Raw genomic sequence first — 22,160 nt, 5'->3', positions numbered from 1 at the left:
ATCGCAATTCGCTAGAAAATCGTCAAGTCGGGATTATAGACGACGAGGGTGTTTTCTGTTTTGCCGGCCATGGTGGCGGGCTGGATGGCAATTCGGGGTGATTTGCGGCGAATTGACGTGCTACTTGAACAAAAGGGCGGGGTCGAGTAGAATGCCGGGCTGATCTGAAACCTCGGGTCGGTTGCCGGAATCGGTGTGCGGAATGAATCTTCATATCTTTTTGGCAATATGTGTTGTAAATCTTTTTGAAACGCGAATCCGTTCGCTAAAAGGGTGTCTGGCTGCATGAGCCGGATGACCGAGCGGATTCCAGACCTAACCCTGGAGAAATTCATGTCCGTTACCATGCGCGAAATGCTGGAAGCCGGTGTCCACTTCGGTCACCAAACCCGCTTCTGGAACCCCAAGATGGCCCCCTTCATCTTCGGCCACCGCAACAAGATTCACATCGTCAACCTGGAAAAGACCCTGGGCATGTACCAGGAGGCGCAGAAGTACGTGCGTCAACTGTCGTCCAACCGCGGCACCATCCTGTTCGTCGGCACCAAGCGCCAAGCGCGTGAAATCCTGGCCGCTGAAGCACAACGTGCTGGCGTGCCTTACGTCGATCAGCGCTGGCTGGGCGGCATGCTGACCAACTTCAAGACCATCAAGACCTCGATCAAGCGTCTGAAGGACATGGAAGCAGCAGTCGAAGACGGTTCCGTCGAGAAGCTGTCCAAGAAGGAAGCCCTGCTGTTCAGCCGTGAACAGGAAAAGCTGCAGAAGGCCATCGGCGGCATCAAGGACATGGGTGGCATTCCTGACGCCATCTTCGTCATCGACGTCGGCTACCACAAGGGCGCCATCACCGAAGCCGCCAAGCTGGGCATCCCGGTCATCGGCGTGGTCGATACCAACCACTCGCCCGAAGGCGTCACCTACGTGATCCCGGGTAACGACGACTCCGCCAAGGCAATCGCACTGTACGCTCGCGGCATGGCTGACGCCGTGCTGGAAGGCCGTGCCAACGCCGTCAACGACGTGGTCGAAGCAGTCAAGGGCGATGAATTCGTCGAGGTCGAGCAGGCTTGATTCTGCTCTTCCGGTAGTACGGTAGTACAAAAAGGGGTGACAGCGGGTAGTGACGCAGTGGCCCCTTTTTTTTGATTCAATTTTCGAGTTTCAGGCATGCCGCAGGACGCGGGATGCCTCCAAGTCAGGAGAATAGTATGGCGGCAATTACCGCAGCAATGGTGGGCGATCTGCGCGCGAAGACCGACGCGCCGATGATGGAATGCAAGAAGGCGCTGACCGAAGCCGGTGGCGACATGGCCAAGGCGGAAGAGATTCTGCGCGTCAAGCTGGGCAGCAAGGCTTCCAAGGCCTCTTCCCGCATCACCGCAGAAGGCGTGATCTCGACCTACATCGCCGGCAACGTCGGCGCGCTGGTCGAGGTGAACTGCGAAACCGACTTCGTGACCAAGAACGACGAGTTCATCGGTCTGGTCGAAGCCGCTGCCAAGCTGGTGGTCGAGCAGAATCCGGCTGACGTGGCTGCCCTGGGCGCCTGCAAGCTGGCAGACGGCAAGACCCTGGAAGAACTGCGCACCGAACTGATCGGCCGCATCGGCGAGAACATGTCGTTCCGTCGCTTCCAGCGTTTCGAAACCAGCGGCAAGCTGGCTTCCTACCTGCACGGTACCCGTATCGGCGTGATCGTCGAGTTCGACGGTGCCGACGAGCAAGTGGGCAAGGACGTGGCCATGCACATCGCCGCCATGAAGCCGGTCGCCCTGTCGGCCGAGCAAGTGCCGGCCGACCTGATCGAGAAGGAACGCTCGGTCGCCGCCCTGAAAGCTGCCGAATCCGGCAAGCCGGCCGAGATCGTCGCCAAGATGGTGGACGGTTCGGTGCAGAAGTACCTGAAGGAAGTTTCCCTGTTCAACCAGGCTTTCGTGAAGAACGACAAGCAAAGCGTCGAACAGATGCTCAAGGCCGCCAACACGACTGTCAAGTCGTTCGCCATGTACGTGGTGGGTGAGGGCATCGAGAAGAAGCAAGACGACTTCGCCGCTGAAGTGGCTGCGCAAGTGGCTGCAGCGAAACAAGCTCAGTAAGCGTTGCAAGAAAAACGGGCCGAGAGGCCCGTTTTTTTAAGCCGGTCCCCGGGAACTTTCGGAGAAGGCTGCATCTATCCTCTGGGTCGGCTGCCGGGTGATCCGATGGCAGGTGCAGTGGACAGGCTGCAAGTAGCAATGGCAACAGCATGGAAGCAATGGCAGTCGTAGTGGCAATAGAGTAGGGCGCAGCAGTAACCCCCTCATGCGTTCGGGCTACATCCAGATGACGAAATCGCGCCGTTTCGTCGGGTGACAGCGAGTGCCGACGCGTCAACAAGCAATTCAACATCGGAAAGAACACGGAGCCCTGCAATGACAACACCTGCTTATAAGCGCGTACTCCTCAAACTCTCCGGCGAAGCACTGATGGGCGACGACGCCTACGGTATCAATCGCGCGACCATCGAACGCATGGTCGCGGATGTAGCAGAAATCAGCAAACTGGGCGTGGAACTGGCCATCGTGATCGGTGGCGGCAACATCTTCCGCGGCGTGGCGCCGGGCGCCCAGGGCATGGATCGTGCGACCGCCGACTACATGGGCATGCTGGCCACCGTCATGAACTCGCTGGCCCTGGCCGACGCGATGCGTCAGGCTGGCCTGACAGCTCGCGTGATGTCCGCCATCGGCATCGAACAGGTGGTCGAGCCCTATGTGCGCCCGAAGGCGCTGCAATACCTGGAAGAGGGCAAGATCGTGGTCTTCGCTGCCGGTACCGGCAACCCCTTCTTCACTACCGATACCGCCGCCGCCCTGCGTGGCTCGGAAATCGGCGCCCAGATCGTGCTCAAGGCCACCAAGGTGGACGGTGTCTACACCGCTGACCCCAAGAAGGATCCGGCCGCGACCCGCTACCAGTCGATTTCCTTCGACGAAGCCATCGCCAAGCATCTGCAGGTGATGGACGCGACCGCCTTCGCGCTGTGCCGTGACCAGAAGCTGCCGATCAAGGTGTTTTCCATCGTCAAGCCGGGCGCGCTCAAGAGCGTGGTCATGGGTGACGACGAGGGTACCCTGGTCCACGTCTGAGCCGTATTGCGGAACAGAAACCGGCCGCAGGCCGGTCATTCCCGTTTACAATGCCCCTCTTTCAGGCATTTGCCATCAAGAAAAGCCAAGTTATTGCACCAAGTTAGGAGAGCAGCATGAGTGTCGCTGACGTCAAGAAAAATACTGAACAGAAGATGGGTAAGTCCATCGAGACCCTGAAGGCCAACCTGGCCAAGGTCCGTACCGGCCGCGCCCATACCGGCCTGCTGGACCAGGTGATGGTCGATTACTACGGTTCGCCGACCGGCCTGTCGCAGGTCGCCAACCTGACCCTGATCGACGCCCGCACCATCGGTGTGCAGCCGTACGAGAAGAAGATGGTCGCTGCCGTCGAGAAGGCCATCCGCGAAGCCGACCTGGGCCTGAATCCGGCCACCCACGGCGAACTGATCCGCGTGCCGATGCCGCCGCTGACCGAAGAGCGCCGCAAGGAAATGGTCAAGCTGGTCAAGAGCGAAGCCGAAGATGCCAAGATCGCGGTGCGCAACATCCGTCGCGAAGGCAACGAAGGTCTGAAGAAGCTGGTCAAGGACAAGGTTGCCTCGGAAGATGACGAGCGTCGTGGCCAGGATGAAATCCAGAAGCTGACCGACAAGTTCGTCGCCGAAATCGACAAGCTGGTGGGCGACAAGGAAAAGGAAGTGATGACCGTATAGGTCGTTCGGCAGGCCCTATGCGCGACCGCACAGGTGGTCGCGCTGCACGAGAAGTCAAAGACAGCAAATGTGCAGGGCGCAGCGGGGAGCATCTCGCTTGGGGGCAGGGCGCGCGCGGCTGGTTTGTCAAAGCGTCCGCGGCCCGTTACCATGAGGCGCTGCCCCGTTCCCCACGCACCGAAATGCACTAAATTATTTTCATGAAGCATCAAAGCTCAACTCTTGCGGTTCCGGATTCTTCCGCGGTTCCGCGCCATGTTGCCATCATCATGGACGGCAACGGTCGTTGGGCGACCAAGCGTTTCCTGCCGCGCGTGGCGGGGCATGCCAAGGGGGTGGACGCAGTACGTTCCATCGTCGAGGCCAGTGCCGAACGCGGCATCGAATTCCTGACCCTGTTTGCCTTCAGTTCCGAGAACTGGCGTCGGCCGGCCGATGAAGTGTCGGTGTTGATGCGCCTCTTCATGACCGTGCTGGAGCGCGAAGTGGGCAAGATGGCCAACAACGGCATCCGCCTCAAGATCGTCGGCGACATGAGTCGTTTCGATCCCAAGCTGCAGGAGATGGCCGCCAAGGCTGAGGCCCAGACGGCCGGCAACAGCCGTCTGACCCTGACTGTCTGCGCCAATTACGGTGGCCGCTGGGATGTCATGCAGGCGGTCTCGCGCATGGTCAAGGACAAGCCAGGCGTATCCGATTACACCGAAGAAGAACTGGCGCCCTACCTGGCCATGGCCTATGCCCCGGAGCCGGACCTGTTCATCCGCACCGGCGGTGAACAGCGCATTTCCAATTTCCTGCTGTGGCAACTGGCCTACAGCGAACTGTATTTCACCGAGACCTTCTGGCCCGACTTCGATGCCAAGGCGCTGGACGTGGCGATCGGGTCCTATCAACAACGCGAGCGCCGCTTCGGGCGCACCAGTGCCCAGGTGCTGGACCAGAAAAAGGCTTCCTGATGCTCAAGACGCGTGTCATCACAGCGTTGATCCTGCTGGCAATCCTGTTGCCAATCCTGTATTTCGGCTATTTCCCGGCCTTTGCCATGGCCGCGCTGGTATTTTTCGCCGCCGGCGCCTGGGAATGTTTCCGCCTCTTCAAGAGCCCGCGTCCGACCTTGTGGGCAGTCGTGTGGACGCTGGTCTTCTGCGTGATCCTGTTCTTCAGCGGCCTGCCCAGCGTACGTCCGCTCTACGTGCTGTGCGTGCTGTTGTGGGCATTGCGGTTCGTGCCCGCCTTGGGGTTGGGCCTGCCCAAGGTCGAGGCCTTCGGCAATCGCCTGCTCAATGCGACATATATGCTGTCCATCCTCGGCTGCTTCGTGGCCATCGTGGATCTGTTCCAGCGTTCGCCGCTGTATCTGCTGTCGGTGATGGCGGTGGTGTGGGTGGCTGACATCGGCGCCTATTTCGCCGGCAAGGGTTTCGGTCGCCACAAGCTGGCGCCGACCATTTCTCCGGGCAAGTCCTGGGAAGGTGCCATCGGTGGCTGGCTGGCGGTGCTGGTGATTTCGGCCGCCGTGGCCATGTCCATGAGCGCGGGCGAGACCTTCCAGTATCACCTCTTCAACCGCTGGGGCTGGGCCGGTTTTGTCGGGGCCTTGAGCCTGATGGTGGTGGCCAGCGTGGTGGGCGATCTCTTCGAGTCGCAGCTCAAGCGGCGCGCCGGCATGAAGGACAGCAGCAATCTGCTTCCTGGCCATGGCGGCGTCCTCGACCGCATTGATGCGCTCATCCCGGTGCTGCCCCTGGCGGCGCTGGTCGACCTCTGGCTGGCGGCTGCCTGAGCCGCCGCTTTCCTTCTGGAAATTCCATGCAGTCCATCAGCATTCTCGGCTCCACCGGCTCCATCGGCGTGTCCACGCTGGATGTGGTCGCCCGTCATCCGGACCGTTATCGCGTCCATGCCCTGAGCGCGCATGCGCGCGTGGCCGAACTGGCCGAGCAATGCCAGCGTTTTCGCCCGCAAGTAGCCGTGGTCGGTTCGGCCGAGGCGGCCGCCCAGTTGCAGAAGCTCTTGCGAGCAGCTGAGCTGAAGACCGAAGTGGCCTTTGGGGCGCAGGCCCTGTGCGATATCGCCGCCGCCGATGGTTGCGACATGGTCATGGCCGCCATCGTGGGCGCTGCCGGCCTGGCATCGACGCTGGCCGCCGCTCGTGCCGGCAAGAAGATATTGCTGGCCAACAAGGAAGCCCTGGTCATCTCCGGCCAGTTGCTGATGGACACGGTGGCTGCCCATGGTGCCAGCCTGCTGCCCATCGATAGCGAGCACAACGCCATTTTCCAGTGCCTGCCGGCGGACTATTCCCGCTCGATGTCGGCGCACGGCGTCGAGAAGATCCTGCTGACCGCCTCCGGCGGACCCTTCCTGAATCGCGATGTCAGCACGCTGGACCAGGTGACCGTGGAAGAAGCGGTGGCGCATCCCAAGTGGGTGATGGGGCGCAAGATCTCGGTGGATTCGGCCACCATGATGAACAAGGGCCTGGAAGTGATCGAGGCGCACTGGCTCTTTGGTGCGCCGGCCGACAAGATCGAGGTGGTGATCCACCCTCAAAGCGTGATCCATTCCATGGTGTCGTATGCCGACGGCTCGGTGCTGGCACAGTTGGGCAACCCCGACATGCGTACGCCGATTGCCAATGCGCTGGCCTATCCGGAGCGGATCGCCTCCGGCGTGGCCCCGCTGGACCTGGCGCAGATCGCGCAGCTGTCCTTCTCGGCGCCAGATTATCGGCGCTTTCCCTGCCTGAAACTGGCGTATGATGCCCTGCGAGCCGGTGGCACACTGGCGGCCATCCTCAATGCCGCCAACGAAGTTGCCGTGCAGGCCTTCCTGGACCGCCGCATCGGCTTCGGGAAGATCGCTCCCCTGATCCAAGAGGTCATGTCCGCCATCCCCAACCGCCAAGCCGACGATATCGCCGCCTTGCTGGAGCAGGACCGGCAGGCACGCACCCACGCCGAGGCTCTGATTTCACGATGACACTGCTGCATACCCTGATCGCTTTCTTCGTCGCCCTGGGCAGCCTGGTGGTGGTGCACGAACTGGGCCATTACCTGGTCGCCCGCTGGTGTGGGGTCAAGGTACTGCGTTTCTCGGTGGGTATGGGGCGGGTGATCTGGTCGCGACGTTTCGGGCGTGATCAGACCGAGTGGGCGCTGTCGATCCTGCCGCTGGGCGGTTACGTCAAGATGCTCGATGCCCGCGAGCAACCACTGGAAGACATTCCCGAAGCCGATCTCAAACGCGAATTCACCCGGCAGTCGGTATGGCGCCGCATCGCCATCGTGGCGGCGGGGCCGATTGCCAATTTCCTGCTGGCCATCGTCCTGTTCGCCGGGCTCTACATGCATGGCGTACCCGAGCCGGTGCCGGTGCTGCGCGCCGCGGCCGAGCAAAGTGCGGCCTACCAGGCCGGCCTGCGCGCCGGTGACCGCATCACCGCCATCAATGGCGCACCGGTGCAGGTCTGGTCGGAGGTGCGCTGGAAGCTGATGCAGCTGGTGCTGGAGAAGGCCGATGCCCGTGTGGATGTGGAGCGTCCCAATCCGAATGGCAGCGGCAAGCTGCTCAATAGCGTGACACTGCGTCTGGCCGGTATCGACAGCAATGAGCTGGAAGGTGATTTCCTGGGCAAGCTGGGCCTGGCCCTGGCGCGTCCGCCGGCCGTGCTGGGCAAGATCATGGACGGCCCGGCCAAAGCGGCCGGGCTGCAGAGCGGTGACCGCATCACTGCCATTGACGCCGTCCCGGTCCAGGATGGCCTGGCCTTTGTCGAAAAGGTTCGTGAATCGGCCGGCAAGCCGCTGCTGCTGGAAGGCGTGCGCGGCGGCAACCGCTTCGAGGTACGCGTGACCCCGGAAGCGATGGAGGAGGGCGACAGCGGCAAGCGCATCGGTCGCATCAAGGTGGAAGTGCCGCTGGCACCGGAGATGGCCACCGTCAGTGATGGCCCGCTGACGGCCTTGGCCAAGGGCGCACAGCGTACCTGGGATACCAGTGCGATGACCGTCAAGATGATCGGCAAGATGATCGTCGGCCAGGTTTCGCTGAAGAACATCACCGGCCCCATCACCATCGCCGACTACGCCGGGCAGACCGCGCGCGTGGGTCTGGTCAGCTATCTGAGCTTCCTGGCCTTCATCAGCATCAGCCTCGGCGTGATGAATCTCTTGCCAATCCCGGTTCTAGATGGCGGTCATTTGCTGTATTATGCGCTGGAGATTTTGACAGGACGGCCCGTTTCCGAACGGTTTGGGGAAATCGCGCAGCGTGCCGGCCTGGGTTTACTGATGGCGCTGATGCTCGTTGCCGCATTCAACGATATCGTGCGGCTGATGTTCCAAGGATGAATCCGGCCTGATGCCGGCCCCGGCGATACCAGCGGCGGGGCGGCGCGAAAGACCGGATTTTTTACATTTGCCGGCCAAGCCCGATGGCAGTTGTTAAGCAATTGGCAATGGATCTGGGATCCGTTTTCAATTCCTTACCAGCATCTTGTCAGGCAGTGTCACGGCGAAAAACTGTTGATGAACGATAGATGAAATTACACCCTGCGCAACATCCCATCCCGACCTTCTCCCGTCGCCTGATCGCCGCAGCCGCCTTTGCCCTGTGCTCCAGCCAGGCCATGGCGGTCACGCCCTTCGTGGTCAAGGATATCCGCGTCGAAGGCATCCAGCGTACCGAGGCCGGCACGGTCTTCAGCTACCTGCCGGTGCGCGTGGGCGACACGTTCAACGATGAAAAGGCCACTGCCGCCATCAAGGCGCTGTATGCCACCGGCTTCTTCCGCGATGTGCGCATCGAGGCCGAAGGCGACGTGCTGGTGGTGCAGGTGGTCGAACGTCCGGCCATCGCCAGCGTCGATTTCTCCGGTATCAAGGAATTCGACAAGGAACAGCTGACCAAGGCGCTCAAGGAAATCGGCGTGGCCGAGTCGCGCATCTTCGACCGCTCCCAGGTCGATCGTGCCGAGCAGGAATTAAAGCGCCAGTACCTGTCGCGCGGCCTGTACGGCGCCAAGGTGTCCACCACCGTCACCCCGGTCGAGCGTAATCGCGTGGCGATTACCTTCTCGGTGGACGAAGGTGAAGTTTCCCGCATCAAGCAGATCAATTTCGTCGGCAACAAGGTGTTCTCCGACAGCACCCTGCGTGACCAGATCAAGCTGACCACCCCGGGCTGGTTCACCTGGTACACCAAGGCCGACCAGTATTCCAAGGAAAAGCTGCAGGGCGACATCGAGACCCTGCGCTCGTACTACCTGGATCGCGGCTATCTGGAAATGCAGGTCGAATCGACCCAGGTGTCGATCACGCCCGACAAGAAAGACATCTACATCACCGTCAACATCAAGGAAGGCGAGAAGTACACCGTCTCCGGCGTCAAGCTTGAAGGTGAGATGTTCGGCATGGAGCCGGAACTGTCCAAGCTGGTGCAGTTGAAACCGGGCGACGTCTATTCCGGCGCCAAGCTCACCGACAGCACCAAGAAGATCGGCGAGCGCCTGGGCAACTTCGGCTATGCCTTCGCCAACGTCAACGCCAACCCCAATGTCGATCGCGAAAAGAAGGAAGTCGCCTTCACCATCATGGTCGACCCGGGCAAGCGCGTCTACGTGCGTCACGTCAACATCGCCGGCAACACCAAGACCCGCGATGAGGTGATCCGCCGCGAATTCCGCCAGTTCGAGGATTCCTGGTACGACGGCGAAAAGATCAAGCTCTCGCGCGACCGCGTGGACCGTCTGGGCTACTTCAAGGAAGTCACCGTCGATACGCCCGAAGTGCCGGGTACCAGCGACCAGGTGGACCTCAACATGAAGGTCGAGGAAAAGCCGACCGGCAACATCATGGTCGGCGCCGGCTTCTCGCAGTCCGACAAGCTCAGCCTGACCGGCTCGATCTCGCAGGAAAACGCCTTCGGTAGCGGTAATACCGTGGGTATCGACATCAACACCAGCTCGCGCTATCGCACGATCTCGCTGTCGACCACCAATCCGTATTTCACCGATGACGGCATCAGCCGCACCTATGAAATCTACCTGCGCACGATCCGTCCCTCGGTCTATACGACCGGTGACTATCGCGTCAAGACGCTGGGTGGCAGCATCAAGTTCGGCGTGCCGTTCTCGGAACTGGATCGCGTCTTCTTCGGTATCGGCGTGGAAAACACCAACGTCAGCACCGACAGCACCAGCCCCTCGCTGTACCGCCAGTATGTGCGCGACTTCGGCGGCGCCGGCGCTGCGGGTTGCGATGTGACCGACGTCTCCTCGGGGGCAACGTGCGGTATCGGCAGCGCCCGTACCACCAGCATCCCGCTGACGGTGGCGTGGCAGCGTGATGGCCGCGACTCGGCACTGGTTCCGACTTCCGGCCGCTATCAGCGCGCCAACCTGGAAGTTTCGTACCTTGGTACCCTGAAGTACTACCGTGCGAGCTATCAGCACCAGTACTTCCAGCCCTTCTTCAGCAAGGCCGTGACCCTGGCCCTGAATGGCGAAGTCGACTACGGCCGCGGCATTGGCAGCAAGCCTTATCCGGTGTTCAAGAACTACTATGCCGGTGGTATCGGCACCGTGCGCGGCTACGAAGCGTCTTCGCTGGGTTCGCTGAAGGACCAGTACGGCGACTCCATGGGTGGCGCCTCGCGTCTGTACGGCAACGCCGAGTTGCAGTTCCCGTTCCCGGGTTCGGGCCAGGACCGTACGCTGCGCTGGTTCACCTTCTTTGACGGCGGCAACGTCTTCGCTGACGGCCAGAACATCAAGCTGAACGACCTGCGTTATTCGGCCGGCGTGGGTATCAGCTGGGTGTCACCGATTGGCCCTCTGAAGCTCAGCTTCGGTAAGCCATTGAACCTGAAGACGGGTGACAAGTCTCAAACCTTCCAGTTCCAACTGGGTACCGGCTTCTAAAGCGGTCATCATTGATTCGTAATACGGAGAGTAATCTTGAAGTTCATGACCAAATCGTTCCTGTCCCTGCAGACCATCGTGATGGCTGCCTGCCTGTTGAGCTTTGCCCCTGCCCATGCGCAGGAGAGCTCGAAAATCGCCTTCGTCAGCACCGAGCGCATCTTCCGCGAAGCCGCTCCGGCCAAGGCTGCCCAAGCCAAGCTGGAAGCCGAATTCGCCAAGCGCGACCGTGAGCTGCAAGACATGGCCGCCCGTCTGAAGGCCCAGTCCGACAAGCTGGACAAGGACGCCGCCGTGCTGTCCGATTCCGACCGCGCCAAGCGTCAGCGTGACCTGTCCGATCTGGACAAGGAATTCCAGCGCAAGCAACGCGAGTTCCGCGAAGACCTGAACCAGCGCCGCAACGAAGAACTGGCGGTTGTGCTGGAGCGTACCAACAAGGTGATCCGCCAGATCGCCGATGCCGAGAAGTATGACATCGTGTTCCAGGAAGCCGTCTACGCCAGCAAGCGTATCGACATCACCGACAAGGTGCTCAAGGAACTGGCCAAGTAATTGCATCACCGCCGTGCGGGCGCGGGGCAGCATCGCCCCGGCGCCCGCATGTCGCTTCAGGGGCCGCCATGCAGGCGGCTTTCGTTTTATCGTCATTCCAGGCAACGCCTGTCATTCGGAAAGCCAAGATGAGTATTCGACTGGAGCAATTGGTCGAGCGCTTGGGCGGGCAGTTGAAGGGTGATGCGAACATCGCAGTCCAGGGCATCGCGCCCTTGGATGCCGCAGGTTCCAGCCACATCACCTTCCTCTCCAATCCCAAATTCCGCGCACAAGCCGACCAGACCCAGGCCGCGGCGCTGATCCTGTCCGAGGCCGACGACGCCCAGGTACAGGCTTATGCCGGTGCCCGCATCGTCACCCGTAATCCCTACGCCTATTTCGCCCGTGCTGCGCAGATGTTCCAGGCCCTGGCCGAGGTGCTGCCTCCGGCCGGCATCCACCCCAGCGCCGTGGTCGACCCCGCTGCCAGCGTGGCAGCGGATGCGGTGATCGGTCCGCTGGTGGTGATCGAAGCCGGCGCCGTCATCGGCCCGCGTGCCCGCATCGATGCCGGCAGTTTCATCGGGCAGCACGCCAGCGTTGGCGAGGATACCCATTTCCACGCCCGTGCCACCTTGCACTACGGCTGCGAAATCGGCGCCCGTGGCATCGTCCATTCCGGCGCCGTGATTGGCGCGGATGGCTTTGGTTTCGCCAATGAGGCGGGCCAGTGGATCAAGATTCCCCAGGTGGGCCGCGTGATGATCGGCGACGACGTCGAAATCGGCGCCAATACCACCATCGACCGTGGTGCGCTGGCCGACACCGTGATCGAGGAGGGCGTCAAGCTCGACAACCAGATCCAGATCGCCCACAACTGCCACATCGGCGCGCATACCGCCATTGCTGCCTGTGCCGGCATCGCCGGCAGCGCCCGCATCGGCAAGTATTGCTCCATCGGTGGCGCAGCCATGATCCATGGCCACATCACCATCGTGGACAAGGTCCACGTCTCGGCCGGCACCCTGGCCCTGCGTTCCATCCTGGAGCCAGGCCAGTACACCGGCTTCTATCCCATCACCGAACACCGCGACTGGGAAAAATCGGCGGCATTAGTGCGCAATCTGGGCACGATGCGTGAGAAAATCCGGGCGTTGGAAAAATCGCTCAAAACGTTGACACAAGAACAAGCGGGCCAAGCCCCGCTTTCAGAGAATCAAGAAGAGAATGAATAGCCTCGACATCAATCAAATCAAACAGTACCTGCCGCACCGTTACCCGCTGCTGCTGGTCGATCGCGTGCTGAACTGGGAGAGCGGCAAGACCATCACCGCGATCAAGAACGTGACCGTGAATGAAGAATTCTTCAATGGTCACTTCCCGCACAAGCCGGTGATGCCGGGCGTGCTGATGATCGAGGCGCTGGCCCAGACGGCTGCACTGCTGTCCTTCCTGACCGAAGGCCGCAAGCCGGACGAAAACACCGTGGTCTATTTCGTGGGCATCGACAATGCACGCTTCAAGCGTCCGGTGGAGCCGGGCGACCAGTTGAAGATGGAAGTCGAGATCACCCGTCGCGCGCGCGGCATCTGGAAGTACCGCGCAGTGGCTACCGTCGATGGTCAGGTGGCAGTCGAAGGCGACCTCATGTGCACCATGCGCAGCGCCGCCGACGCCAGCCAGAGCGCCTGACCCGGCCGGCCTGACGACAGGCTGCAAGGCAGGCCCGGCGGCGATCGGCAAGGTCGCGCCGGGCCTGATTCATTGTGCATGTTGCGCATCTGCAATGTGTACATCCAGCGAACCCAAGCGAAGCACAGGATATGTCCAAGATCCATCCAAGCGCAGTGATTGCCCCCGGAGCACAGATCGACGAGTCGGTCGAGATCGGCGCCTATGCCGTCATCGGCCCTGATGTGCGCATCGGTGCCGGTACCCGCATCGGTCCGCACGTGGTCATCGAAGGCCACACCAGCATCGGTCGGGACAACGAGATTTTCCAGTTCGCCTCCATCGGTGCGGCGCCGCAGGACAAGAAGTATGCCGGCGAGCCTACCACCGTCGAGATTGGTGACCGCAACACCATCCGCGAATTCGTCACCTTCAACCGTGGCACCGTCCAGGATGCCGGTGCCACCCGCATCGGCAACGACAACTGGATCATGGCCTACGTCCACCTGGCCCACGATTGCCAGCTGGGCAACAACATCATCCTGGCCAACAATGCCACGCTGGCAGGTCACGTGCACCTGGGCGATTACGTCTTCCTGGGCGGTTTCACCACCGTGCACCAGTTCTGCCACATCGGCGCGCATGCCATGACTGCCTTCACTGCCGCAGTCAGCCAGGACGTCCCGCCCTTCGTGACGGCTGCCGGCAACCGCGCCGTCCCCGCCGGCATCAATAGCGAAGGCCTCAAGCGTCGTGGCTTCAGCAGCGAGCAGATCATGGAGATCAAGCGCGCCTACAAGTTGATCTATCGTGCCAACCTGCCGCTGGAGCAGGCCAAGCAGGAACTGGCGCAGATGGAGGCCAAGTCCGCCGATGCTGCCCAGTACATCCGCATGTTGCGCGAGTTCATCGAGGCTTCGGCCCGTGGCATCATCCGCTGACATCACGCGGCGCCAGTCGATTGCGCTGGTCGCCGGGGAGAGTTCAGGCGACCTGCTCGGCAGCCGCCTGCTGGCCGGCGTGCGTGAACGCCTGCCGCAGGCGCGTCTGCATGGCATCGGCGGCGAGCACATGGCCGCGCAAGGCTTCACCAGCCACTGGCCGATGGACAAGCTGACCGTGCGCGGCCTGTTCGAGGTGATTCCGCGCTATCGCGAGATCAAGGGCATCCAGGAAGCGCTGCGCGACAAGTTGCTGGCCGACCGGCCGGACGCCTTCGTCGGCGTCGATTACCCGGGATTCAACCTGGGCCTGGAAGAACAGCTCAAGAAGGCCGGTATCCCGACCATCCATTTCATCGGGCCGCAGATCTGGGCCTGGCGGGGCTGGCGCATCAAGAAGATCCAGCGTGCGGTATCGCACATGCTGGTCATCTTCCCCTTCGAGGAAAGCATCTACCGCAAGGCCGGCGTGCCGGTGACCTATGTCGGCCATCCGCTGGCCGAGGTGATTCCGCTGCAACCGGATACCGCCGGCGCTCGCCAGCGCCTGGGTCTGACCGGTCCCGGGCGGGTGGTAGCCATCCTGCCGGGCAGCCGCATGAGCGAGCTCAAGCAGAATGGTGAAGGCTTCCTGGCGGCGGCGCGCCTGCTCAGGCAGCGTGACCCACAATTGCAGTTCGTCACCCCGATGGCCGGCGATCACCAGATGGCATTCTTCCAGGAACAGATTCGCCAGGGTGGCTATGAAGACCTGGACATCCAGGTCATCCGTGGCCAGTCGCACAGCGCCATGGAAGCCTCGGATGCGGTGCTGGTGGCCTCCGGTACGGCCTCGCTGGAAGTGGCGCTGTACAAGAAGCCGATGGTGATCTCCTACAAGGTCAACTGGGCCTCTTACCAGATCATGCGTCACATGGCCTACCAGCCCTGGGTCGGTCTGCCCAATATCCTGGCCCGGGACTTCCTGGTGCCGGAACTGCTGCAGCATCAGGCGACCCCGACCGCGCTGGCCGACGCCATGTGGCATCAGCTGGAAGACCACGCGCACCAGCAGCGCCTGCTGCGGCGCTTTGCCGACATGCACCATGCGCTGCTGCGCGATACCAGCCGCGAGAGTGCCAATGCCGTGTGCGAGGTCATCGGCAGCCGACGCCGCTGACCTTGGCAGCGACGGTCCGTTATCAAGTTTGAAGAAGGAAATTCCCATGCCCAAGCTGGCGCCGCAGACAATGGCATTGTTCGACGACCACACCGGAGAGATCATCTGCGGCGTTGACGAGGCGGGCCGTGGGCCCCTGGCCGGTCCGGTGTTCGCCGCTGCCGTGATCCTGGATCCGGCGCGCCCGGTCAAGGGCCTGCGCGACTCCAAGAAACTCAGCGAAGCCGCCCGCGATGGGTTGGCGCTGGAGATCAAGGAATGCGCGCTGGCCTGGTCCATCGCCTCCTGCACCGAGCAGGAAATCGACGAACTCAACATCCTGCAGGCCAGCATGCTGGCCATGCGCCGCGCGGTGGAAGCACTCTCCACCTTGCCCACGCTGGCGCTGATCGACGGCAATCGCTGCCCGGTGATGAGCATCCGCTCCGAAGCCATCATCAAGGGCGACGACAAGGTGCCCTCGATCTCGGCCGCCTCCATCCTGGCCAAGACCGCGCGCGATGCCGCACTGATGGTCTTGCACGACGCCTATCCGCATTACGGCTTTGACCGTCACAAGGGTTATCCGACCCCCTTGCATCTGGAGATGCTGCGCCTGCACGGCGTGTCGCCCGTGCACCGCCGCTCCTACGCTCCGGTCAAGGCCCTGCTGTCGGGCCAGGCCGTGTCAGGCCCGGCCGTCATGGTGGCGTAGGGAGGGCGCATGAAATTGATTACTTCGAAAGACAATCCGCTCTTCAAGGATCTGAAACAGCTGGCCTCCAGCAGCCAGGCGCGCCGCCGCGCCGGCCAGAGCCTGCTGGACGGCGTGCACCTGGCCCAGGCCTGGTTGCAGTATCGCGATGCGCCACAGCTCTGCGTGGTGGCAGAGGGCGCCCAGTACCATCCCGAGGTCGCACCCATCCTGGCCCGGAGTGAAGCGCTGGGTGCCCAGTGTCTGGTGCTGGCCGACAAGCTGTATGACGCCATCAGCACCGTCGAAAACGGTGTCGGGCTGTTCCTGCTGGTGATGACGCCACAGGCGGTCGCGCCCCAGGCCCTGCAGGACTCGGCGGTACTGCTGGATGGTCTGCAAGACCCGGGCAATCTCGGTTCCGTCCTGCGCAGCGCCGCCGCGGCCGGGGTGAAGCAGGTGTTCTGTTCCCCCGGCACGGCGGCAGCCTGGTCGCCCAAGGTCTTGCGCGCCGGCATGGGCGCGCATTTCGTGCTGGATATCTTCGAGAATGTGGACCTGGTCGCCTTGTGCGCAGCCAGCCGCATTCCGTTGCTGGCCACCAGCTCGCACGCCGCGCAGACCATCTACGACTGCGACCTCTCCGGCCCTGTGGCCTGGTTGCTGGGGCATGAAGGGCAGGGGGTCTCGCCGGCCTTGCAGGAGGCCGCAACGCAAGAAGTGGTGATCCCGCATCTGGGGCAGATGGAGTCGCTCAACGTGGCCGCTGCGGCGGCCGTTTGCCTGTTCGAACAACTGCGTCAGCGCACGCTGGGGCGCTGAGAGGGCATCATGGCGACGACGGCGGTCACGACGGCGTTTCCTCCCCCGGACTTGGCCGCCCTGGCGGCCTACTTCCTTGGGCAATGGCAGTTCGATCGCACCATCTGGGAAGGCAGCGAGACGCCGCAGGCTACGGCCGTCGGCAGCTTCGATTTCATTTCGGGCGAAGTGCCGGGCCAGTTGCTCTACCGCGAACGTGGCCAGCTACGCATGCTGGCAGGCGCACTGGGGCGCCCCATCCTGTTTTCCCGTCTCTTCGATTACCGTTTCGGCGCCGACCGTGTCGCCGTGCAGTTCGCCGACGGTGAGCGCGTCGGCCAGCCTTATCAGTCTTATTTGCTGCGTGGAAATATGTTGGTTCCGGCCGCCGACCACCTCTGCGGCCCGGACTGCTACAACGCCGCCTACACCCTCGATACTGAAGATTCCTTCACCATGGAAACCTTCATCAGCGGCCCCAAAAAGCGCACCCGCGTGCTGACCGTGGCCCGTCGCTGCGGGCCTGCGGTCGGGCCCGAGGTCAGCGCGTCTCCAGCTTGATTTCCTGCAGGATGGTGGCAGCGATTTCCTCGATGGACTTGGTGGTGGAGGACATCCAGCGGATGCCTTCGCGCCGCATCATCTTCTCGGCCTCATTGATTTCATAGCGGCAATTTTCCAGCGCGGCGTACTTGCTGCCCGGGCGGCGCTCATTGCGCACTTCCGACAGGCGTTCAGGAGCGATGGTCAGGCCAAAGATCTTTTTCTTGTGCATCACCAGGCCGCTGGGCAGCTTTTCGCGCTCGAAGTCTTCCGGAATCAGGGGGTAGTTTGCGCACTTGATGCCGAACTGCATGGCCAGATACAGGCTGGTCGGGGTCTTGCCTGAGCGCGAGACGCCCACCAGGATCACGTCGGCTTCAGAGAGGTTCTTGTTGGACTGGCCGTCATCATGCGCCAGCGAGAAATTGATGGCCTCGATGCGATTGCGGTATTCCTCGGAATCGGTGGTGTTGTGGCTGCGGCCGATGGTGTGCGTGGACTTCATCTCCAGCTCCTGCTCCAGCGGCTCCACGAACGTCTGGAACAGATCCATGTGCATGGCCTTGGCGCGGCGGATCACCGAGGACAGCTCCGACTTGACCAGGGTGGAAAAGACGATCGGCAGCTTGCCGTCGACCTGATAGGCCTCGTTGATCTTGCGGGTGGCGTCGTGGGCCTTGTCCAGGGTATCGATGAAGGGCAGGCGGATCTGCTTGAAGCGCAACTCGAACTGGCTCAGCACCGAATGCCCGAAGGTTTCTGCGGTGATCCCGGTGCCGTCGGAAACAAAGAAAACGGTGCGGTTGGCGGCCAGGACGGGCGAAGGATGCGGGATCGGCATGGGGTCGAGCATGGTCTGATTATCTTGTCTTTTGGAAAATTGAAAAAAAGTTTGGTGCTACGAACAAAAATGATTTCACGCGGTACAATGCCTAGCAATATTTCGAGAAGCCCATCCTGATGACCGTCATTCGCCTGCGCAATTCGACCGAGTTCCTGATGATGTTTGCATTGGCAAACGTCCTCGGTGCCTGCGCGCGTCTGCTCATGTCCCTGGGCTCTTCCTCGACACCGCACCTGCTGCCGCAACCGTCGCAGAATAACAAAAATAAACCGACCCATGCCGCGCCCGCGAAGATTTCTTATCATCAAGCTAGGGGTAGTCATGTCCAACGCAGTAAACACCCAGGGGGCGGTATACGTAGCCTCCTTTGAAACTCTTCGCATGACGGACGTCGAGTCCGTCGGTGGCAAAAACGCATCGCTGGGAGAAATGATTTCCCAGCTGGCCGGCGCCGGTGTACGCGTGCCGGGCGGTTTCGCCACGACTGCGCAAGCTTTCCGCGATTTCCTGGAACACAGCGCCGATGGCGGTCCGACGCTGGCCGCCCGTATCGCCAAGCGCCTCGAAGGTCTGGATATCGATGACGTGCGTTCGCTGGCGCAAGCCGGCGCCGAAATCCGTCAATGGATCATCGACACGCCATTCCAGCCGCGCCTGGACCAGGAGATCCGTGCCTTCTACGACAAGCTGGTAGCCGATTCGACCGCCGAGATGTCGTTTGCCGTGCGTTCCTCCGCGACCGCCGAAGACTTGCCTGACGCCTCCTTTGCCGGTCAGCAGGAGACCTTCCTGAACGTGGTCGGCATCGACAACGTTCTGGAAGCGATGAAGCACGTCTTCGCCTCGCTCTACAACGATCGCGCCATCTCGTATCGCGTCCACAAGGGCTTCACCCACGCCGAAGTGGCGCTGTCGGCCGGCGTGCAACGCATGGTGCGCTCCGACGTGGGCGCGGCCGGCGTGATGTTCACCATCGACACCGAATCGGGCTTCAAGGATGTGGTCTTCATCACCTCCAGCTATGGCCTGGGCGAAACCGTGGTGCAGGGTGCCGTCAACCCGGACGAGTATTACGTCCACAAGCCCATGCTGGAACTGGGCAAGCAGCCTGTGATCCGCCGCAACCTGGGTTCCAAGCTGATCAAGATGGAATTCACCGGCGAAGCCAAGGCCGGCCGCTCGGTCAAGACCGTGGATGTGCCGGTGGAACTGCGCAACCGCTATTCCCTGACCGACGCCGAAGTGGTGGAACTGGCCAAGTACGCCACCATCATCGAAAAGCACTACCAGCGTCCGATGGACATCGAGTGGGGCAAGGACGGCCGTGACGGCAAGCTCTACATCCTGCAGGCTCGCCCGGAAACGGTGAAGTCGCAGCAAAAGGCCACCGACGCCCAGCAGCGCTTCAAGCTGAAGAGCTCCGGTACCGTGCTGGCCACTGGCCGCGCCATCGGCCAGAAGATCGGCGCCGGTCCGGTGCGCGTGATCACCGACCCGGCCGAAATGGAACGCGTGCAGCCCGGCGACGTGCTGGTGGCTGACATGACCGATCCCAACTGGGAACCGGTGATGAAGCGTGCCTCGGCCATCGTCACCAACCGTGGCGGTCGTACCTGCCACGCCGCCATCATCGCCCGTGAACTGGGCGTGCCGGCGGTGGTCGGTTGCGGTGACGCTACCGATGTGTTGAAGGATGGCACCCTGGTGACCGTGTCCTGCGCCGAAGGCGACGAAGGCAAGATCTACGACGGCCTGCTGGAAACCGAAGTGACCGAAGTGGCCCGTGGCGAACTGCCGCCGATCCCGCTGAAGGTGATGATGAACGTGGGTAACCCGCAACTGGCCTTCGACTTCCAGTCGATCCCCAACGGCGGTGTCGGCCTGGCGCGTCTGGAATTCATCATCAACAACAACATCGGCGTGCACCCCAAGGCCATCCTGGAATACCCGAACATCGACGCCGACCTGAAGAAGGCCGTGGAGTCCGTGGCCCGTGGTCATGCCTCGCCCAAGGCCTTCTACGTGGACAAGCTGGCCGAAGGCATCGCCACCATCGCCGCGGCCTTCTGGCCCAAGCCGGTGATCGTGCGCCTGTCGGACTTCAAGTCCAATGAGTACAAGAAGCTGATCGGCGGTTCGCGCTACGAGCCGGACGAAGAAAACCCGATGCTGGGCTTCCGTGGTGCAGCCCGTTATCTGGCGCATGACTTCGCCGAAGCCTTCCAGATGGAATGCCAGGCCATGAAGCGCGTACGCGAAGACATGGGCCTGACCAACGTCGAGGTGATGGTGCCGTTCGTGCGTACACTGGGCCAGGCGGAAAAGGTCATCGGCCTGCTGGGCAAGTATGGTTTGAAGCGCGGCGAAAACGGCCTGCGCGTCATCATGATGTGCGAAGTGCCGTCCAACGCCATCCTGGCCGAGCAGTTCCTGGAACACTTCGACGGCTTCTCCATCGGTTCCAACGACCTGACCCAGCTGACCCTGGGCCTGGACCGCGATTCGGGCATGGAGCTGCTGGCAGCCGACTTCGACGAGCGCGACCCGGCGGTGCAGGCCTTGCTGACCAAGGTCATCGCCACCTGCCGCGAGAAGGGCAAGTACGTCGGTATCTGCGGCCAGGGTCCTTCGGACCATCCGGACTTCGCCGAATGGCTGATGGACCAGGGCATCGAGTCGATCTCGCTGAACCCGGATACCGTCATCGATACCTGGCAGCAGCTGGCCAAGAAGTGATGATGAAGTAAGCGTCACTGACGTCGATCGTTGAAAGAAGTGAAAGGCGCGGACAGAAATGTCCGCGCCTTTGTTTTTGTGTTCTCAAGCTGCGGTAGACTTGGCGCGTTTGCTATTAACTGACGAGGTGGGCTGATGAGCGACTGGGCGATCTGGTGGGCGCTGGCAGGAGGGCTGCTGGCCGCAGAACTATTCACCGGGACCTTCTATCTGCTGATGATTGCGCTGGGTCTGGCCGCCGGCGGCGTCGTTGCATGGGGTGGCGTGCCACTGGAGTGGCAACTGCTGGTAGCGGCCATCGTGGGCGTGGCGGCGGTGCTCGCGCTGCGCCGCAGCCGCTACGGCCGCCTGCGCCAGGGCAATGCCAACGACGATCCCAACCTGCTGCTCGATATCGGCCAAAGCGTCGAGGTGCCAGCCTGGCAGGCACAGGGCAGCCAATACATCGCCCGCGTCCCCTACCGCGGTGCGCAGTGGGATGTCGAACTGCTGCCCGGGCACCATGCCTTGCCCGGCCCCTACGTCATCCGCGAAATACGCGGCAGCCGCCTGCTGGTGGCACCGCGCTGATCCATCCCCCCTCAAGTTCCAAGGAGAGTTCCATGCTGGGTAGCGTCACTCTGGTCATTTTCTTCCTCGCCATCGTCTTCGTCGTGCAGACGGTCAAGGTGGTCCCGCAACAGCACGCCTGGGTGGTGGAGCGCCTGGGCAAGTACCACGCCACGCTGGCGCCGGGCCTCAACATCGTGGTGCCTTTCATCGATCGCGTGGCCTACAAGCACATCCTCAAGGAAATCCCGCTGGACGTGCCGCCGCAGGTCTGCATTACCCGTGACAATACGCAGCTGCAGGTCGATGGCATCCTGTACTTCCAGATCACCGATCCGATGCGGGCCTCCTATGGTTCGTCCAACTACATTGCCGCCATCACCCAGCTGGCGCAGACCACGCTGCGCTCGGTGATCGGCAAGATGGAACTGGACAAGACCTTCGAGGAACGCGATCACATCAACACCGCCATCGTCAGTGCCATCGACGAATCGGCCGAGAACTGGGGCGTGAAGGTGCTGCGCTATGAAATCAAGGACCTGACCCCGCCCAAGGAAATCCTGCACGCCATGCAGGCCCAGATCACTGCCGAACGCGAAAAGCGCGCACTGATCGCCGCCTCCGAAGGGCGCAAGCAGGAACAGATCAATATCGCCACCGGTGAACGTGAAGCCGCCATCGCCCGTTCCGAAGGCGAGAAGCAGGCATCGATCAATCGTGCCGAAGGTCAGGCCGCGGCTATCCTTGCCATCGCCGAAGCCAGTGCCGAGGCGATCCGCAAGACGGCTTCGGCAATCCAGCAACCGGGTGGTTCGGACGCCGTCAACCTGAAGGTGGCGGAGCAGTATGTCGATGCCTTCGGCAAGCTGGCCAAGACCAACAATTCCATCATCGTACCGGCCAATCTGTCCGATATGAGCGGCCTGATCGCATCGGCACTGCAAGTGGTGAAGCAACAGAAATAGAAATTGCC

General features: G+C 62.0%; 22 protein-coding genes. 20 read left to right on the top strand and 2 right to left on the bottom strand.

Annotated elements, in window-relative coordinates:
• Positions 1-11: 11 nt before the first annotated feature.
• Positions 12-335 (bottom strand): hypothetical protein, encoded by a 324-nt coding sequence (locus ACEOAC_RS14420; RefSeq protein WP_152486651.1) that lies wholly within the window; start codon positions 333-335, stop codon positions 12-14.
• Between ACEOAC_RS14420 and rpsB the strand changes: the two genes are divergently transcribed.
• The 17 genes from rpsB (at position 334) to ACEOAC_RS14335 (ending at position 17,076) form a co-directional block, all read left to right on the top strand.
• On the top strand, positions 334-1,074 hold the full coding sequence (gene rpsB, locus ACEOAC_RS14415) for a 30S ribosomal protein S2 (protein ID WP_006462542.1): 741 nt from the start codon (positions 334-336) through the stop codon (positions 1,072-1,074). The two genes, ACEOAC_RS14420 and rpsB, sit on opposite strands and share 2 nt — an antisense overlap.
• Before the next feature lie 137 nt (positions 1,075-1,211).
• The gene (gene tsf, locus ACEOAC_RS14410) at positions 1,212-2,099 is read left to right on the top strand and encodes a translation elongation factor Ts (protein ID WP_006462541.1); all 888 of its coding nucleotides are present in this window, start codon (positions 1,212-1,214) and stop codon (positions 2,097-2,099) included.
• 315 nt (positions 2,100-2,414) lie between these two features.
• Complete coding sequence (gene pyrH / locus ACEOAC_RS14405; RefSeq protein WP_006462540.1) at positions 2,415-3,131, top strand: UMP kinase; 717 nt, start codon at positions 2,415-2,417, stop codon at positions 3,129-3,131.
• Between the two features lie 116 nt (positions 3,132-3,247).
• Positions 3,248-3,808, top strand: coding sequence for a ribosome recycling factor (gene frr / locus ACEOAC_RS14400; protein WP_006462539.1), 561 nt, complete (start codon positions 3,248-3,250; stop codon positions 3,806-3,808).
• Positions 3,809-4,008: 200 nt separating this feature from the next.
• Positions 4,009-4,767, top strand: a complete 759-nt coding sequence (gene uppS / locus ACEOAC_RS14395; RefSeq protein ID WP_077237119.1) for a polyprenyl diphosphate synthase — start codon at positions 4,009-4,011, stop codon at positions 4,765-4,767.
• Positions 4,767-5,594 carry a phosphatidate cytidylyltransferase gene (locus tag ACEOAC_RS14390; RefSeq protein ID WP_006462537.1) on the top strand — a complete coding sequence of 276 codons (828 nt, stop codon included), beginning with the start codon at positions 4,767-4,769 and terminating at the stop codon, positions 5,592-5,594. Before uppS ends, ACEOAC_RS14390 begins: the two co-directional genes overlap by 1 nt.
• 26 nt (positions 5,595-5,620) lie before the next feature.
• Positions 5,621-6,793 carry a 1-deoxy-D-xylulose-5-phosphate reductoisomerase gene (gene ispC, locus ACEOAC_RS14385; protein WP_413443942.1) on the top strand — a complete coding sequence of 391 codons (1,173 nt, stop codon included), beginning with the start codon at positions 5,621-5,623 and terminating at the stop codon, positions 6,791-6,793.
• The gene (gene rseP / locus ACEOAC_RS14380) at positions 6,790-8,163 is read left to right on the top strand and encodes an RIP metalloprotease RseP (RefSeq protein WP_241813094.1); all 1,374 of its coding nucleotides are present in this window, start codon (positions 6,790-6,792) and stop codon (positions 8,161-8,163) included. Before ispC ends, rseP begins: the two co-directional genes overlap by 4 nt.
• Before the next feature lie 188 nt (positions 8,164-8,351).
• Positions 8,352-10,733: an outer membrane protein assembly factor BamA gene (gene bamA / locus ACEOAC_RS14375; RefSeq protein ID WP_006462534.1), complete on the top strand. Its 2,382-nt coding sequence runs from the start codon at positions 8,352-8,354 to the stop codon at positions 10,731-10,733.
• Between the two features lie 45 nt (positions 10,734-10,778).
• Positions 10,779-11,288 (top strand): OmpH family outer membrane protein, encoded by a 510-nt coding sequence (locus ACEOAC_RS14370; protein WP_233207591.1) that lies wholly within the window; start codon positions 10,779-10,781, stop codon positions 11,286-11,288.
• 128 nt (positions 11,289-11,416) lie between these two features.
• Complete coding sequence (gene lpxD, locus ACEOAC_RS14365; protein ID WP_234296545.1) at positions 11,417-12,505, top strand: UDP-3-O-(3-hydroxymyristoyl)glucosamine N-acyltransferase; 1,089 nt, start codon at positions 11,417-11,419, stop codon at positions 12,503-12,505.
• Positions 12,498-12,962 (top strand): 3-hydroxyacyl-ACP dehydratase FabZ, encoded by a 465-nt coding sequence (gene fabZ / locus ACEOAC_RS14360; protein ID WP_006462531.1) that lies wholly within the window; start codon positions 12,498-12,500, stop codon positions 12,960-12,962. Before lpxD ends, fabZ begins: the two co-directional genes overlap by 8 nt.
• Before the next feature lie 131 nt (positions 12,963-13,093).
• On the top strand, positions 13,094-13,882 hold the full coding sequence (gene lpxA, locus ACEOAC_RS14355; protein WP_006462530.1) for an acyl-ACP--UDP-N-acetylglucosamine O-acyltransferase: 789 nt from the start codon (positions 13,094-13,096) through the stop codon (positions 13,880-13,882).
• Positions 13,866-15,041 (top strand): lipid-A-disaccharide synthase, encoded by a 1,176-nt coding sequence (lpxB, locus tag ACEOAC_RS14350; protein ID WP_413443941.1) that lies wholly within the window; start codon positions 13,866-13,868, stop codon positions 15,039-15,041. The genes lpxA and lpxB overlap by 17 nt, the downstream gene beginning before the upstream one ends.
• A gap of 46 nt (positions 15,042-15,087) precedes the next feature.
• On the top strand, positions 15,088-15,735 hold the full coding sequence (gene rnhB, locus ACEOAC_RS14345; RefSeq protein WP_413443940.1) for a ribonuclease HII: 648 nt from the start codon (positions 15,088-15,090) through the stop codon (positions 15,733-15,735).
• A 9-nt stretch (positions 15,736-15,744) separates the two neighbouring features.
• Positions 15,745-16,536, top strand: a complete 792-nt coding sequence (locus tag ACEOAC_RS14340; RefSeq protein ID WP_413443939.1) for a TrmH family RNA methyltransferase — start codon at positions 15,745-15,747, stop codon at positions 16,534-16,536.
• Positions 16,537-16,545: 9 nt separating this feature from the next.
• A complete protein-coding gene (locus ACEOAC_RS14335) occupies positions 16,546-17,076 on the top strand; it encodes a DUF6314 family protein (RefSeq protein ID WP_413443938.1) in 531 nt (176 codons plus the stop codon).
• Here the strand turns inward: ACEOAC_RS14335 and ACEOAC_RS14330 are convergent.
• Entirely contained in the window at positions 17,057-17,911 is an 855-nt protein-coding gene (locus ACEOAC_RS14330; protein ID WP_006462525.1) for a pyruvate, water dikinase regulatory protein, read from the bottom strand. The genes ACEOAC_RS14335 and ACEOAC_RS14330 overlap by 20 nt on opposite strands.
• Before the next feature lie 372 nt (positions 17,912-18,283).
• On the opposite strand from ACEOAC_RS14330, the gene ppsA reads away from it, so the two are divergent.
• From ppsA to ACEOAC_RS14315, 3 genes are all read left to right on the top strand, one after another.
• Positions 18,284-20,638: a phosphoenolpyruvate synthase gene (gene ppsA / locus ACEOAC_RS14325; protein WP_234296548.1), complete on the top strand. Its 2,355-nt coding sequence runs from the start codon at positions 18,284-18,286 to the stop codon at positions 20,636-20,638.
• Between the two features lie 135 nt (positions 20,639-20,773).
• The gene (locus ACEOAC_RS14320) at positions 20,774-21,208 is read left to right on the top strand and encodes an NfeD family protein (RefSeq protein WP_006462522.1); all 435 of its coding nucleotides are present in this window, start codon (positions 20,774-20,776) and stop codon (positions 21,206-21,208) included.
• Positions 21,209-21,240: 32 nt separating this feature from the next.
• Positions 21,241-22,152 carry an SPFH domain-containing protein gene (locus ACEOAC_RS14315; protein ID WP_077237130.1) on the top strand — a complete coding sequence of 304 codons (912 nt, stop codon included), beginning with the start codon at positions 21,241-21,243 and terminating at the stop codon, positions 22,150-22,152.
• Positions 22,153-22,160 lie beyond the last annotated feature (8 nt).

The sequence above is a fragment of the Herbaspirillum frisingense genome, assembly GCF_047325095.1.
In the GTDB taxonomy this organism is placed as follows: Bacteria; Pseudomonadota; Gammaproteobacteria; order Burkholderiales; family Burkholderiaceae_D; genus Herbaspirillum; species Herbaspirillum frisingense.
Note: the sequence above shows the minus strand (reverse complement) of the source record. Positions and strands in the feature narration are given on the sequence as shown.